Genomic DNA, 13,705 nt, shown 5'->3' with positions numbered 1-13,705 from the left:
TCCGCGGTGCAGACTCGTGTGCCGCCGGGTCCGGCTGCCGTGGTCATTCGCCTCGGCGGTCCGTGACTCATCGCCGATGGGCGCGGGCCGACGAACAGGCACGTGGGCCTGCGTCGGGTGGCCGAGGGACGGAAGGGCGTGCGCGCCCGGGCACGCGAGGGCGCATGCAGCGTGCGCTGAGCCGTCGGTGGGGCGCATCATCGTCCTTCGGTTGACATGGAAAGCCCGACGCCGGGTGGATGTGTGCGAGGGATCGGCGGAGACGGGCATCAGGCCGCCGGGGTGATGTCGTCGGCGCGTGCGATCATGGCCAGTCCGTAGAGGCGGGCGGGGTCGGTCCACCAGTGGCTCAGCTCCAGGCCAGCGGCGTTGAGCTGCGCGGCAAGGCCGTGAGGATGGAACTTTGCGCTGACCTCGGTGCGCAGTTCCTCTCCCGCGGCGAAGGGCACGACCAGGTCGACACCGCGCAGGGTGACGGTCTGGTCCCGGCGGGACCGCAGACGCATCTCGATCCACTTGTGGTCCGCGTCCCAGACGGCCACGTGCTCGAAGGCGGCCACGTCGAAGTCGGCGTCCAGTTCCCGATTGAGGCGATGCAGCAGGCCGAGATTGAACCGGGCGGTCACGCCTGCAGCGTCGTTGTAGGCGCGAATGATGACGGCTGGGTCCTTGACCAGGTCCACGCCGAGGAGCAGGCGGTCGCCGGGGGCCAGGCGGGAGGTGAGGGTGGCCAGGAATGCCGCTTGCTCGGGGGGAAGGAAGTTGCCGAAGGTCCCGCCGAGGAAGGCGAACAGGCGGGGCCCGTCGGTGGGCGGAAGGTCGACCGCGGCCGTGAAGTCGGCAAGGAGGGGTTTCACCGTCAGGCCGGGGTACTCCGCCGCGATGGAGGCTGAGGCCTGGGCCAGGGCGCTGGAGCTCACGTCGACCGGCACGTAGGTGGTGAGCGGGCCGCTCAGGGCATCGAGCAGCAGACGTGTCTTGGCCGAGCACGAACCGGAACCCAGCTCGATCAAGGTTCTGGCGCAGGTGAGCCAGGCGATGGTGGTGCAGGAGTCGGCGATGATCGCCTGCTCCGTCCTGAACGGGTAGTACTCCGGCAGCCGGGTGATCTCGTCGAACAGCCGGGTCCCGTCCGCGTCATACAGCCACTTCGGCGAGAGCTGTTTCGGGGACGCGGCGAACCCCCGTACGACGTCTGTGCGCAGTTCAGCAAGGTGATCCGGTGCGGGCGAGGTCACGGCGGGCAGAGCGGGTGCGGTCATCGCGAAGTCCTTTAAACAAGTGAGGTGGCGCGGATGGGGACGGTGTTCACGTGGTCACGTGCTGGGGTTCGGCGACGGCGGGGGGAAGGACCCGAGGACGTCTCAGTCCGCGGGCGGCCCAGAGCACGACGAGGGCCGCGGCCCCGCCAGCCGGCAGGAGCACGCGGGCGAAGGAGAGTCCTGCGGCCCCGGTGCCCACGGCGCATCCGAGGTCGAGAGCCGCAACCAGCACGGCGCTTGCCTCGGTGACCGTGCCGGCCGGCGCCAAGCGGACGGTGAGGAGATAGGCCGCGCTGAGCAACGGGGCCATGACGAGGCCCGGGAGCAAGCACGCCGCGACCGCGAGAAGGGAGTTCCCAGCCGCCAACAGGGGGATCCAGCCCGTCGCGAAGCCAGCGCAGAGGACCACCAGATGCACTGCCGTCGGGCCGGGCCACGAGCGTGCCCCGTACAGGAGCCCGCCGACCAGGGCACCGGCGGAGACGGCGGCGGGCAGTGCGCCCGATAGACCGGCGTACTGGAACTGGTCGGCGAAGGTGACCGCGAGCGGAGTGAGGGCCCCCATGGGTACGCCGATGAACAGCATGGCCGTGTAGAGAACGCGCAGTTGCTGAGACCGCAGCGGGCCCAGCCAGTCCACTTCGCGAGGCTGCGCCGTCCACGACCGCGACGGGGGTGCGGTGACGACTAGGAGCGTGCCCGCCAACCCGACAGCTGCCGTCGCCACCACGGCCCAGCGAGCCGACGACGTGTAGGCCAGGGCGGCCACCAGCAAGGGCCCGACGATGAAGATCAACTCTTGCACGGCGGCGTCCAAAGAGACAGCGACCCGCTCGTGCTCGCGGTCCGGCATCAGTGGGCTCCACAAGGCACGCAACGTCGCGTCGAGCGGGGGCTTGGCCAGTCCGGCCAGGGCCACCGCTGTAAGCACGACCCCCCATGAGGCGCCGTCCGCCGTGAGCAGAAGGAGTCCGGCGGCCGCGGTGGCCGCGCTCGTCGTCAGCACTCCTGTCTGCCCGTGCCGGTCGACCAGGCGGCCGAGCAAGGGCCCGCCCACGGCGTTGGCCAGCAAGTACACGGCAGCCAGTCCGCTCCCCGTCTGCAACCCGCCGTTCTCGGTGCCGATCAGGACGATGGCGAGGGGCGCCATTCCCGATGGCAGGCGTCCTATAAGCGTGCCGATCAGCAGCCGGGCGGCATGGGGCACCCGCAGCACGCTGCGATAGGTGACAGCGCGCAGTGGCCTGTCGGCCTTGGCGGGGGCGGTCTGCACAGGGTCTCCTGAGGACTGATGGGATGGCACCGGGAAGGAAGGGATCCAGGTGGGGGGCGGACGGGCTCCTTCGGCCCGGCGCCGGGGGGCTGACTGGCTTGTCAGCTGTGGGACCAGGGGCCGAGGACGCTGCTGGCCGGAACGGCCACCAGGTGCAGGTGGTCGGGGAGAGAGTCCTGGTAGTGGGCGAGTTCGGCGGTGCTCACGGGCGGGGTCGGTGCCCGGTCGGCGGCCGATTCGAGGGCGGTGAGGACCTCGGCGTCGATGTCCGGGGGGCCGTGCCAGCGCAGGACCAGCAAGTCATGGCCTTCGCGGTTGCGTTCGGGCAGAGTCCGCCCCGCCTGCGGTGCGCTCCACAGGGGCAGGGGGTCGACAACCACCACCGCGAACAGATTGGGGAGGCCCTGGCAAGCGGCCTGGACCCGCGAGGCCGAAGGCGGGACGGTCATGAGGGGCGAGTGCATACCGGCCTCCCGTACAGGCCGAGGTTCTCGGCGGCTCGGATGACCTGGTGGTCTTGGTTGATAGCGCGGCTGTCGTCCGCGACAAGGAGGAGCCATCCCGTGGTCTCGTCGGCTCGCACCGGGGTGTCGGCGGTGAGCTCGGTGGTGGCGGCGACGGTGGGCAGCGCGGTGATGGTGCGCAGCAGAGCGTGATCCAGTGCGCCGTCGTGCCGCGGCAGCAGGGCGATCTTCGTGACGTGGGCGTGGGGTCGGTGGCGGGCCGCGGGGCGGCTGCCGGTGGTGAGCAGCAGCGCGGTGTCACGGATGGGGTCGTGGCCGGTGGCCTGGCGCAGCACGTCGGTGGCGAAGTCTGCGTAGGGGTCGGTACGCAGGGACAGCAGGGCGGGTCCACGGTCGGGGATGAAGGTGACCGTGGCGTGGGCGGGGCCGTAGCGGACGCCGAGGGCAGTGAGCGCGCGCATCGTGTAGAGGGCCAGGGCGCGGGCCAGGAGCCCGTGGCGGCTCAGGAGGTCGGCGCGGCATACCTGTTGGTCGGCAGTGCGGGTCTCGGACCAGATCGCGGTAATGCTGTGGTCGGTGGATCCGTCGGGGCCAGGGCTAGTGAGGGTGTGGATGCGGTAGTGGGTGCCGGCGAGGTGCTCGCGCAGGACCAGCGGCTGGGTGCTGGAGTGGTGGAGGCGGTGCCAGGCGAAGCGGATGTCGTCTTCGGTGCGGCAGACGGAGGAAGGGTGGGGGTGGGTGGGGTCGGGGTGCTGGAGGACGAGTTCGGCTTTCTGCGTGTAGGTGGCCCATTCGAGGGCGTTGGAGAGGCGGGCCGTGCGGATGCTGCGGGGCGCGGTGATACCCGCGTCGAGTAGCGCTGCGCTGGTGAGACCGGCATCGCGGCGGATGTCCGCGGTGTCGAGGGCGTTGCCAGGCAGGTGGAGTCGGGCGGCGAGCAGGTCGGCGAGTTCGGTACCGGCTGGTGAGCCGGCGAGGACGGCTTGGACTCCGAGGCGGTCGAGGTGGGCGGCGGTGCGGCGCAGGCTCGTGCGGTGGGTGACGTGCCGGAAGTAGCCGGTGTTGTCGTCCGGATGGTGAGCGGGTTCGGTGACCGCGACGGAGTTCCAGCCGTGCCGGGCCAGCGCGGGCACGTACCGGTCGCCGGCATCAGCGGGAGCGATGACGGCGGCGGTGCCGGTGCGGTACGCGGGCGCGGCCGCCGCGTGGAGGGGTGCGGCGAGGGCCATGGTCGGGTCTCCTGTGTGTATCGGTGCCGTGCGGGTCAGGCGACGCAGGCGGTGGTGGCGTTGTCGGGCTGGATGTGGATGCCGCTGCGTTCTTCGACCAGCTGCAGTCGCCGGTGGCAGGTGTCGGGGTCGGGCCCGGTGACCACGGCCAGTGCCAGACGGTCCAGCAGCGTGGCGCGGGGCGGAGCGTTGACGTGGCTGCGGGGTGCGGCGATCCACTCGAAACGGTCGAGCCAGGCGGCGAACACGCCGGTGTGCCGTGCCGTGACGTGACCGGTGACGGGCGGGTAGAGGAAGCGGACGGCGGCGCTCTGGTGCCAGCTGGGGACCAGCTCGGGGTCGGCGCCGACGGCGAGGTCGGCCGCGATCTGCGGCAGATTGAGGCCGGTGGCCAGGTGGACCAAGTGCGGGATGAGGTCTCCGCCGAGCCGGGCATTGATCTCGACGATGCGCGGGCCCTGCTGGGTCAGGCGCATCTCGACGTGCATGACACCGCACGTGATGCCGACCGTGTTCAGGGCAGCGAGGGCCACCTCGTGGATGCGGGGGTCGGCCAGGAGAGGGTCGGTGGTGTCGACGAGGTGGCCGGTCTCCTGGAAGTCCGGTTCGTCGCCGAGATACTTGCGGGTGATCGCGGCGATGTGGACGGTCTCGTGGCCCAGGACGACGCACTCCACGCTGATCTCCGGACCATCGAGGTACTCCTCGATCAGCACGCCCCCGGTCCCGGTGTTCTCCAGCCCGAAGAGGGTCGCGCCGCGGGCCGCCTGGTAGGCGTCGCGGACTTGATCGGCCGTGTCGGCGCGGCGCACGCCGGCGCTGCCGCCCATCGACCGCGGCTTGAGGACGACAGGGCCGCCCAGGAGAACCGCGTACTCGACGGCGGTCTCGGCGTCCGGGACGAGGTAGGAGCGGGCCGAGGGCACGTTGGCCGCGGCGAGCAGGGAGCGGCTGAGGTACTTGTCCCGGCAAGCCTCGACGGCGCTGGGGGTGTTGCCGGGCAGCATGAACCGCTCCGCGATCCGGGCGGTGAGGGCCACGTGCTGCTCCATGTAGGTGAGCACCCCGGAAACGCCCTGGTCAGCGGCCAGCGCGGCAACGGCCTGGGCGACGGCCTCGGTGTCCGCCAGGTCGACGGCCATGGAGACAGCCGCGTGGTCGTTGGCCCAGGCGGGAGGTTGCTCGTCGAGGAGGGCGACGCGGTGGCGGGCGGCGATGTGCTGCAGTCCGTATCCGCGCCAGATGCGGCTTCCAGCGCCGATGAGGACGAGCAGCGGTGATCCCGAGGAGTGCCATGTGCTTGTCACGGCACGGGAGTTGGGGCGCAGGGCGGTCAGACTCATGGTCGGATCTCCGGTTCGGTGATCGGGATGCGGCGGGTGCCGGTCCGGTGAGACGGCGTCGCGAGGGCGGTCATGCGCTCGTAGCGAGGACGCCCGGGCGTGTGACGGCGGGCGGCCGGGGAAGCCGGCGGGCGAGTGCGGCCGGGTCGCCGGTGTAGTGCAGGCCCTGCAGGCCGAGCTGCTCGGCGGCTTCGACGTTGTCCAGCCGGTCGTCGACGAACAGGGTCTTTGCGGGGTGGGGCCTTCCGGCGGCCTCGAGCGCGGCCTCGTAGGCCCGTTTGTGGGGCTTGTTCACTCCGATGCGGGCGGAGTAGACGGTCCGGCTGAACAAGGTGGCGCACCATTCGGCGTCGTCGAGGGCGTTTGCCAGCGGCTTGGGCGCGTTGGACAGGAGTACGAGGCGCAGCCCGGTGGCGTGGGCTGTGTGCAGGAGGTCCAGCACGGCGGGGTCCGTGGCGGTCCACATGCCGAGGTCGGCGCTTGCGAGGGCGGCCAGGAGGGTGCTGCCCGCAGGCGCGGTGCACCCGTTGCGCAGCAGTCCGCTCCAGAACGTGTGGGTGGTGGCGGTGCCCTGGTCGTAGGGCTCCCGCCGCTGCCAGAAGGACTGTTGGAAGGCGTGGGTCTCCTGGGGGTGCCAGCCCGCGAGTTCGGCGAGCCGGGCCCACTGGGGCGGGCCGGGCTGGCGGCCGATGACCCCGTTGTAGTCGAGGATCACGGCCTCGAGGCCGGCGCCGCTGGGGGTGGTGGGCTGGGAAGAGGTCAACGGGACTCCAGGGCTCGGTGGGAGACGACAGCGACGGTCGCGGTCAGAACGACGAGCAGGGCCAGCGCGGTGGTCAGGCTGGTGAACGAGGCGATCGCCCCGATGGCGGCCGGTCCGGCGAGCAGGCCGAGGTAGCCGATGGTGGCGACGGTGCCCACGGCGCGTGGTCCTCCCCGTCCGGCGGCTGTGATGAGGGCCGGCATGGCCGTGGACAGGCCGGCTCCGAGGGCCATCCAGCCGAGCAGGGCGGCCGGGGCGCTGCCGGCGATCAGTGCAGCGCCGAGTCCGGCGGCGGCGAGGGTGGCGCCGGCGCATACCAGGGCGGGTGCTCCGTAGCGGCCGGTCAGCCGGTCGCCCGCGAGCCGGCCTACGGCCATGGCGGCGCTGTAGAGGGCGTAGGCGGCCGCCGCTGTTGCCTCGGAGCTGTTGAGGGAGTGCAGGTGCACTGCCGACCAGTCGGCGGCGGCGCCCTCGGCTAGCAGGCACGCAGCGGCCAGGGCACCGAGCAGCCACACCTTGGTGTGGGAGGTCTGCGCCGGCTTTGCCTCGTCCGGAACCGCTTCGGGACGCTCGGGTGCGTGGTCGAGGGAGGTGGCCGTTCGTACGGCCGGAACGGCGGTGGCAGCGGCGAGCACCGTGAAGGCACCGACCATCGCGAACAGCACCTCGTGGGACATCCAGGTGGTCACGGCTGCGAGCGCGGCCCCGCACAGAGCACCGATCGAGTAGGCGGCGTGCAGCCCGGACATGATCGACCGCTGGAAGGCGATCTCGCAGTGAACGGCAGATACGTTGCAGCCGACGTCAAGCAGCCCGTGTGCGAAGCCGAAGACGACGGCAGCCGCGATCAGGGTCGGCAGCGTGCGGCACTGGCCGAGGAGAGCCAGGGCGAGGCCGAAGACGACGGCGGGGACGACCAGCAGTCGGGAGGGACCGTGCCGGTCGGCCAGGCGCCCGCCGAGCTGGAGCCCGGCGACCATGCCGGCTGCGGCGCCGAGAAGAACGAGTGACAGATGGCCCGTCCCAAGGTTGGCCACCCTCTGCACTGAGGGCATCCTCGTGCCCCAGACCGCCATGACGAGGCCCATCACGGCGAAGACACCGAGCAGCAGCCGTCGGTCGCCCCTCGGCGGTGCGGACTGCTCGGCCGGAGCGATCGCAGTCATCGGCCTGCCCCCGGCGCGGGCGTGGGCCGGGTTGTCGAAACAGGAGGCCATCTGTGCAGTGCTGCCCACGAGTTCGGGCATGTGGTGCTGTGTCTCATGGTCCGGTTCTCCGGTTCGGCGGTCAGGTAGCGGCGGGGACAGGGACGGCGGTCACACGGGAGGCGGTGCGGCGCTGGGTGAGGCCCGCGAGCGGCAGGCACAGGGCTGCGCCCATGGCACCGGCGGCAAGGGTGGTAAGCGCGGCGAGAACCCCACCGCCCGAGGTCAGGGACACGGCCGCGAGAACCGGGGCGATGATCACGGCGACGGCGAGGGTTGAACCCCAGATCCCGGCGTACAGACCACGGGCGTGTACGGGCGAGATCTTGGTGACGATGTCGTTGGCGGCGATGAAGAAGACGATCTCCCCGGGGACGGCCGCCGCCACGGCGAGGCTGTAGCCCGCCGTGGTGTCGGCGAGGCCTGCGCTGCCCATGCCCGCGCCAAGCAGGAGCGATCCGACGGCGAGCAGGCCGGTGACTGGCTGGGACCCGTCGCAGCGGCGCCGCAGCCACGGGTTGAGCAGCGGGGTGAGCACGACGACGGCGCCGGCGTTGGCGACCTGTGTCCATCCGTAGGCGTCGGCGGCGAGCCCGTCGTCCTCCATCAGCAGCGGCAGCACGGTGAACATGCCGGCAGCGCAGGTCAGGGCGGCCACACTGGCCATCCACAGCAGCCACAGGCGGGCGTCGCGCACGGCCGAGCGCAGCGGGGTGCGCGCGGCGGGCTCGCTGGGGCGGGCGGAGGCGGCCGGGGTGTCGTCGTCGAGGTAGCGGTGGGCGAGCAGGGCACAGGCCGCGCAGGCGGCGGCGTTGAACCAGAACAGCACCGGGAAGCCAAGCTGTCCGGCCAGCAGGCCGCCTACCGCGCCCGTGATCGCCGCGCCGATGTTCACGGCCCCGTGGCGCCAGCCGTTGACGGCGGCGCGCTGTCCGTCGTCGGCGATGAGGTCGGCGATGGCCGCGGAGACAACCGGCCTCGGCGCGTCGTATACGATGCCCGCGATCAGGGCTCCGGTGCACACGGCGGCGAACGCGTGTGCCTGGGACATCACGGGCAGGCAGACGGCGGCTGTGAGCATGGCGGCCACGAGGGTGCGGCGCCGGCCGAGCCGGTCGGCGGCCCAGCCGGTGAGCAGCTGGCCGACGAGCCATCCGATGCCGAAGACCGCGAGGGCCTGGCCGACAGCGGCGGTGGTGTAGCCCAGGTCCTTGAGGTGATAGCTGAGGAAGGGATAGGCGAAGCCGAAGCCGCGCGCCACCAGGGTGATGACGAGCAGTGCCCAGATCGTCGGCGGCCAGGGCCGCGGTCGGGACGGTTCGGCGTCCTTGGCGGAGGAGACGGGCATGGTGGTGGCTGACACGGACGCTCCGGGGAAAGCAGGGGCGAGACGTTCCTGGTGGGGCGGCCGGCGTCAGCTGGTTCGGGCGCCGGACGGGAAGGGCGGCGCGTGGGGGCGTCGCCGTGGGCGGACGACGCCCCCACTGAGCAGCCGGGCCAGCGCCCGCGCCGGAAGGACGCGGGGATGTCGCCCCAGGGGATGGAAGCGAGGGGCCGGGCCGGTCAGCCGGCCAGCTGGTAGAGGCCGTCGTCGCGCACCCAGCCTCGGGTCCCCTTGGGGATGCCGGACTTGGAGCGCTGGGTGAGCTGGCTGTAGTCCCAGTTGCCGCGGCTGCACAGCACGGTCAACTTGTCGCCCCGGTACAGGAGGCCGCGGCTGGCGTAAGCGGTGGATGGGCCTGTGCGGTAGTTCCAGCCGGCCTTGGCCACGGTGGCGCCGTAGTTCGGCCAGTTGACGGTGCACTTGCTGTTCTCACCGACGGCGTGCGCGGCGGGAGCGGAGGCCACGGTCAGGGTGGCAGCGGCCGCGAGTGCGAGGGCGGCGGGCGCAACCGACCGGAGGGCGAGATTGCGGATCATCGGGAAACAACCTTCCGAAAGGGAGGAGGGGGCACGGCGTCGCCCCGTCCCCGGCCAGGGCGTAGCCACTGCTCGGGGCCCCTGCGTCAGAAGTGCGGCGTGAGGCCGCCCTGTCGGGCATGGGAAGAGGCGCGTCCGGTGCTGGGCGCTGTGTGGGGGTGCGGAGTGGTGCGTTGGTGAGTGATGCGGGGCGTATGTCTGCCTGATGACGCCTTGAGTTGCCCGGCGTGGATCGGCGAGCCGCGGCCGGCTCAGTCGAGCTGCATGGGGACGCAGTCGTAGGCGTACTTCTTGGCGACCCAGCCGGTGGTGTTCTTGGCCAGCCCGGTCCTGGACTTCTGGCCGAGCTTGAGCTTGATCCAGGAGCCCTTGGTGGCGACCTTCTTGCCCCAGTCGCCCTTGTAGAGCAGGCCCTTGGACTTGTAGGCGGTCGACGGCCCCGTCCTGAAGTTCACCGCGTTGGTGTTGATCTCGTAGTAGACGCGCGGCTTGCACGGCATCTCGGCCGCAGTGGCGGCCGGGGCGGTGGTCGCGGCCAGGCCGGCGGTCACCGACAGGGCAAGCATGGCCGTGGCGGCAATTCGAGCGGGAGCACGAAGTCGCATGGGATCCCTTCAATTCATGGGGTGACATGGGTGATGGGGCGAGACGCCCCACCGGCCGCACGGGCCGCTGTCAGTGCATGGACGGTGGGCATGGCTGTCCGAGGCGCCGGCGGTTCTATGCGGCCTTCCTCCGGCGCGCGACCGAGGCCTGAGTTGTCGTCATGGCATCGCGCCGCAAGGCAATGGATGCAGCGGCAGTGACTCCGACCTGAATGGCCTCCATGGGAATCGGGCGAAGCGAGACTGCGCGAGACGCGGCAGTGGAGACTCGCACTCGACTCGCCGAGGAGGCACGCACGGTCGCAACCACACCGCAATCAGCGGAAGAGTCGCGCCCGAACATGTTGCCCGCCTTGTATAGAGTGGACCGAGTGCCTATTGCGCTCTATTGAAACACGACTTGGAATGCCATTCAATAGGCGATCGACTGCGACTCGATGAGCGCCACTGCGCGGGACATCTGCAGTACTGGCTGCGACGACAAGACCGACCTGAACTTCTTCGCCAGGTGCGCCTCTTCTGGCGCCTGCCCTCGGCCCGAGGGGGCGCGGATAACACCTCTCTCGGGACCGGTTACGGGTCTGTGTGACGACGCCCGGGAGTAATGTGACAACCCACCTGGGGACCGCGCCGAGCGTGCCTATGATCGGTGCATGCCGTCGTCCCTTCCCACGTCCCTTGCTGTGTCCGACGCCATCACCCACTACCGCCAGCTGCGCGAGCTGACCGTCGACGAGCTGGCCTATGTGCTCCGGATGCTCGATCACCCGATCTCAGCCGATGCCCTCGCGGAGATGGAGCGATGTGCTCGCCCCGTGACCGTCGACGACCTCGTCGCGATCGCCTACGCTCTCGACACGACCCCCGCGGTGCTGCTGTCGCACATCCCCATCGACATGCCGGAACCCGAAGGGCCCCTCGCTACCGGGCTCCCGAGCGACGTCGACCAGACCGAGCTCCGTGCCTGGCTCGAGGGGAAGACCTCGCTCGACCGCGAGTCGCGGGTGGGCTGGTGGAAAGAGCGGGTCGCCCGCCTCAGGGTCCGGTCGGCGCACCACGAGGAGCAGCTGCAGGGCGCGTACGCGGAGCTGCGCGAGCTCGGTGACCTGGCGCTCCAGGAAGCTGACGCCCCGCCTGTGCAGCGTCTTCGGTGGCGCATCCAGGACGGCGAGCACGCGCTCAACCAGTCCGAAGTCGCACTGGCGCTGACTGAGCATCGACTCGACAACCTCCGAGAAGGCGCCTGACAGCCTAAGTCCTGGCCAGTCAAAGTCACCTATCTATAGGCGACTTTGACTGGCTGTCTGTCGTTAGGTGGTACATCTGGTACATCAATCTGCAATACTGACAGTGCGCTTGTGAATGCCTTCGCAAGTGCTCATGTACGAGAAGAAAGCTCGGAAATCGGTCGGGTGGTCCTCAAGGGGGCCAGCTTCGACTCCCGGGCGTGGTCGGGATCGGGGTCTCGGGGATGCAGTGTGGAACTGCGGAGCCGAGACGCTGGTCCCTGTGAAGATGGCACCGCCTGGACACGCAGAACTGAACGAGAGAAAACGGGGGCGATTATGACTGAGGATCAGCCTCAGTTACCCGAGCAGCCGACACAGGGCCACGCAACAGCATCACAGGCCGTGCCGCCGCGACCGCAGGTTCCGCCAGTTGTCACGGCCGAGCAGTGGGCCGCCGGGTTCCGGCAGACGCATCTCCGCGAGCCGACGATGCCCGAGTACCAGGCCGCCGTTCAGGCTGGACTGATCGCTCCCGAGCACCGGCCCCGTGATCCGTCGATGCAGCAGATGACCAACGGAGCCAAGCAGGTCGTCAACGGTGCCCGGGACTTCTTCAACACCAAGGTCGCGCCGGCCGTCGAGAACTCTGGAGCCAAGGAGTTCCTCAGCAACCGCGTTGCCCCCGCCGCGCAAAGCGCCGCGCGCTCGATGCAGCAGAGCACCTCGCGTCCCGGACTGGCCAAGCTGAGAGGGCTGGCCACCTTCGTCCTTCCCGCCGCGGCGTTCCTGGCGATCATCTCGCTGTTCATGCCGGTCGCTTCAGCCATGGGCTTCTCGGTCAACTACTTCAGCGACGAGGCCGGCGGCGAGGGCGGCTTCCTGCTCTTCACCATGCTCGTGGCCATCGCCGCCTCTGTCGTGGCAGTCATCCGCAAGACGAACTGGTCCCGCGTCACCGCCGGAGTCCATCGTCGCCGGCCTGATCGGCATGATCGACGGCTTCGGGACCATGGGCTCCGTCAGCGGCACCCGCTACGCCTCCGTCGGAGCGGGCGTGGTGCTCCTGGCGCTGCTGTCGGTCGTGATGCTGGCTGCTGCAGTCCTCATCCTGCTGTCGCCGCGTCAGGCCTCTGCGGTTCCGCCGATGCCGAGCATGCCGCCGGTCCAACCTCCGCAGAGCTGAACCAAACCGACTGTCCAGAACGAATGAAGGAAGAACCCCATGAACTCCACCAGGACCGCACGTGCGACGCGGACCAGGATCGCCGTGTCCGCCGCGGCCCTGGCCGCGGGTGCTCTCATGCTCACCGCCTGCAGCGGGAGCAGCAATGCTGCTTCCTCGCAGAGCCCCAGCAGCAGCCAGGCCTCCAGCTTCGACGGTGCCTACATCTCCATCACCGACGGGGCGCGCGGCGGCATCGCCGCAATCGACGGCCACAAGATCACGTACATCAACGTCACCGCTGGCGACCAGCAGTGCCAGCTGACCACGAAGGCCCTCGACGACGTCAAGCACGGCTCGATCGTCAAGGACGGCAAGACCGACAAGGGTCAGTACCAGGTTCTCTCAACCGGCACGATCAACGACAGCCGGACCAGTGTGCTCTGGGACGACGACAACGGCTCCGACCAGACAGGCACTGACCCGGGATCCGGCTCGATCTCGATGTCGAACAGCATGATCACGCTCGGGTACACCTTCGCCTACTCGATCGACCAGGTCCAGCTCATCCCCGCCGACAGCGACCAGGCGAAGGCCTTGATGGCCAAGGACTGCAACCAGCACAGCTGATTGCCGCACCACCCCAGGCAGCACAGAACCCCCTGGACATCACGTCCACGGGGTTCTGTCTTTTCTCTGACACCTACTTCTGGAGCTGCTGCGCCCGGTACTCCTCAATCGTCTCCGGTGGCCGGCCGTACTTCGGCGCGTGCTGCTCGGCGAAATCCAGCTCAGCCCACGCTGCCGACTGCCGGATCCTCGACCGGGCGACCACGACGAACACCGTGGCACTGATGGCGATGTTGAGCAGACACCACCCAGCCAGCAACGCCGTCAGCACCACAGGCAGACCGTCCTCGATCGCCATGGTGACCAGAACGACCAAGCCTGCGCTGTTGCCCAAGAGGCTGGCCACGTACCCCTCGAACGTGCCGGACAGGTGCGCCAGAGTCCGCGGCTCGTCGCGATGCCGCACAGCGCGCATCATCTCGCCGACGAACACCACGGTGGCCACAGCCGCCGCAGTGCTCAATGCCAGTTCGCGGATCCCGGTGATCCACCATCGCGCCGAGCGACACCAGCCGCGCGGGAAAACGCCGCGAAGCCTCGATCCCAGCCTCATGCTCTTCCCCTTCTCCTCCTGCCGCGCAAAGACGACGCACCCGGTGAGGACGACCATTGCGATCATC

At 70.0% G+C, this 13,705-nt stretch carries 14 protein-coding genes; 3 read left to right on the top strand and 11 right to left on the bottom strand.

Annotated elements, in window-relative coordinates; genetic code table 11:
• Positions 1-269 precede the first annotated feature (269 nt).
• The 10 genes from egtD to STRTUCAR8_RS26360 form a co-directional block, all read right to left on the bottom strand.
• A complete protein-coding gene (gene egtD / locus STRTUCAR8_RS26405) occupies positions 270-1,262 on the bottom strand; it encodes an L-histidine N(alpha)-methyltransferase (protein ID WP_006379245.1) in 993 nt (330 codons plus the stop codon).
• A 46-nt stretch (positions 1,263-1,308) separates the two neighbouring features.
• Complete coding sequence (locus STRTUCAR8_RS26400; RefSeq protein ID WP_006379270.1) at positions 1,309-2,535, bottom strand: MFS transporter; 1,227 nt, start codon at positions 2,533-2,535, stop codon at positions 1,309-1,311.
• Between the two features lie 101 nt (positions 2,536-2,636).
• A complete protein-coding gene (locus STRTUCAR8_RS26395; protein WP_006379141.1) occupies positions 2,637-2,999 on the bottom strand; it encodes a hypothetical protein in 363 nt (120 codons plus the stop codon).
• Entirely contained in the window at positions 2,981-4,228 is a 1,248-nt protein-coding gene (locus STRTUCAR8_RS26390; RefSeq protein ID WP_006379064.1) for a hypothetical protein, read from the bottom strand. Before STRTUCAR8_RS26390 ends, STRTUCAR8_RS26395 begins: the two co-directional genes overlap by 19 nt.
• A 35-nt stretch (positions 4,229-4,263) precedes the next feature.
• On the bottom strand, positions 4,264-5,571 hold the full coding sequence (locus tag STRTUCAR8_RS26385) for an ATP-grasp domain-containing protein (protein WP_006378889.1): 1,308 nt from the start codon (positions 5,569-5,571) through the stop codon (positions 4,264-4,266).
• A gap of 70 nt (positions 5,572-5,641) precedes the next feature.
• The gene (locus STRTUCAR8_RS26380) at positions 5,642-6,334 is read right to left on the bottom strand and encodes an HAD-IA family hydrolase (RefSeq protein WP_006379181.1); all 693 of its coding nucleotides are present in this window, start codon (positions 6,332-6,334) and stop codon (positions 5,642-5,644) included.
• Positions 6,331-7,500 (bottom strand): MFS transporter, encoded by a 1,170-nt coding sequence (locus tag STRTUCAR8_RS26375; RefSeq protein ID WP_044472941.1) that lies wholly within the window; start codon positions 7,498-7,500, stop codon positions 6,331-6,333. Before STRTUCAR8_RS26375 ends, STRTUCAR8_RS26380 begins: the two co-directional genes overlap by 4 nt.
• Before the next feature lie 121 nt (positions 7,501-7,621).
• Entirely contained in the window at positions 7,622-8,902 is a 1,281-nt protein-coding gene (locus STRTUCAR8_RS26370) for an MFS transporter (RefSeq protein WP_006379033.1), read from the bottom strand.
• A 200-nt stretch (positions 8,903-9,102) separates the two neighbouring features.
• Entirely contained in the window at positions 9,103-9,459 is a 357-nt protein-coding gene (locus STRTUCAR8_RS26365) for an SH3 domain-containing protein (protein ID WP_006378930.1), read from the bottom strand.
• A gap of 251 nt (positions 9,460-9,710) precedes the next feature.
• Positions 9,711-10,064, bottom strand: coding sequence for an SH3 domain-containing protein (locus STRTUCAR8_RS26360; RefSeq protein WP_006378823.1), 354 nt, complete (start codon positions 10,062-10,064; stop codon positions 9,711-9,713).
• A gap of 653 nt (positions 10,065-10,717) precedes the next feature.
• Here STRTUCAR8_RS26360 and STRTUCAR8_RS48445 point away from each other — a divergent pair.
• From STRTUCAR8_RS48445 to STRTUCAR8_RS26345, 3 genes are all read left to right on the top strand, one after another.
• The gene (locus STRTUCAR8_RS48445; protein WP_234372776.1) at positions 10,718-11,311 is read left to right on the top strand and encodes a DNA-binding protein; all 594 of its coding nucleotides are present in this window, start codon (positions 10,718-10,720) and stop codon (positions 11,309-11,311) included.
• A 970-nt stretch (positions 11,312-12,281) separates the two neighbouring features.
• Entirely contained in the window at positions 12,282-12,476 is a 195-nt protein-coding gene (locus STRTUCAR8_RS26350) for a hypothetical protein (RefSeq protein ID WP_006378834.1), read from the top strand.
• 39 nt (positions 12,477-12,515) lie between these two features.
• Positions 12,516-13,085, top strand: coding sequence for a hypothetical protein (locus tag STRTUCAR8_RS26345; protein WP_006379202.1), 570 nt, complete (start codon positions 12,516-12,518; stop codon positions 13,083-13,085).
• Positions 13,086-13,158: 73 nt separating this feature from the next.
• Here the strand turns inward: STRTUCAR8_RS26345 and STRTUCAR8_RS26340 are convergent, their stop codons facing one another.
• Positions 13,159-13,695, bottom strand: coding sequence for a hypothetical protein (locus STRTUCAR8_RS26340; RefSeq protein ID WP_006378681.1), 537 nt, complete (start codon positions 13,693-13,695; stop codon positions 13,159-13,161).
• Between the last annotated feature and the right edge of the window lie 10 nt (positions 13,696-13,705).

This window comes from Streptomyces turgidiscabies Car8 (genome assembly GCF_000331005.1).
In the GTDB taxonomy this organism is placed as follows: domain Bacteria; phylum Actinomycetota; class Actinomycetes; order Streptomycetales; family Streptomycetaceae; genus Streptomyces; species Streptomyces turgidiscabies.
This window is presented reverse-complemented; position numbering and strand designations above follow the sequence as displayed.

Excerpts from the sequence above, each read along its gene's own strand:
- egtD (WP_006379245.1), bottom strand. The coding sequence starts at position 1,262 with ATGACCGCACCCGCTCTGCCCGCCGTGACCTCGCCCGCACCGGATCAC.
- STRTUCAR8_RS48445 (WP_234372776.1), top strand. The coding sequence starts at position 10,718 with ATGCCGTCGTCCCTTCCCACGTCCCTTGCTGTGTCCGACGCCATCACC.
- STRTUCAR8_RS26350 (WP_006378834.1), top strand. The coding sequence starts at position 12,282 with ATGATCGACGGCTTCGGGACCATGGGCTCCGTCAGCGGCACCCGCTAC.
- STRTUCAR8_RS26365 (WP_006378930.1), bottom strand. The coding sequence starts at position 9,459 with ATGATCCGCAATCTCGCCCTCCGGTCGGTTGCGCCCGCCGCCCTCGCA.
- STRTUCAR8_RS26340 (WP_006378681.1), bottom strand. The coding sequence starts at position 13,695 with ATGGTCGTCCTCACCGGGTGCGTCGTCTTTGCGCGGCAGGAGGAGAAG.
- STRTUCAR8_RS26345 (WP_006379202.1), top strand. The coding sequence starts at position 12,516 with ATGAACTCCACCAGGACCGCACGTGCGACGCGGACCAGGATCGCCGTG.
- STRTUCAR8_RS26395 (WP_006379141.1), bottom strand. The coding sequence starts at position 2,999 with ATGCACTCGCCCCTCATGACCGTCCCGCCTTCGGCCTCGCGGGTCCAG.
- STRTUCAR8_RS26360 (WP_006378823.1), bottom strand. The coding sequence starts at position 10,064 with ATGCGACTTCGTGCTCCCGCTCGAATTGCCGCCACGGCCATGCTTGCC.
- STRTUCAR8_RS26385 (WP_006378889.1), bottom strand. The coding sequence starts at position 5,571 with ATGAGTCTGACCGCCCTGCGCCCCAACTCCCGTGCCGTGACAAGCACA.
- STRTUCAR8_RS26375 (WP_044472941.1), bottom strand. The coding sequence starts at position 7,500 with ATGACTGCGATCGCTCCGGCCGAGCAGTCCGCACCGCCGAGGGGCGAC.
- STRTUCAR8_RS26390 (WP_006379064.1), bottom strand. The coding sequence starts at position 4,228 with ATGGCCCTCGCCGCACCCCTCCACGCGGCGGCCGCGCCCGCGTACCGC.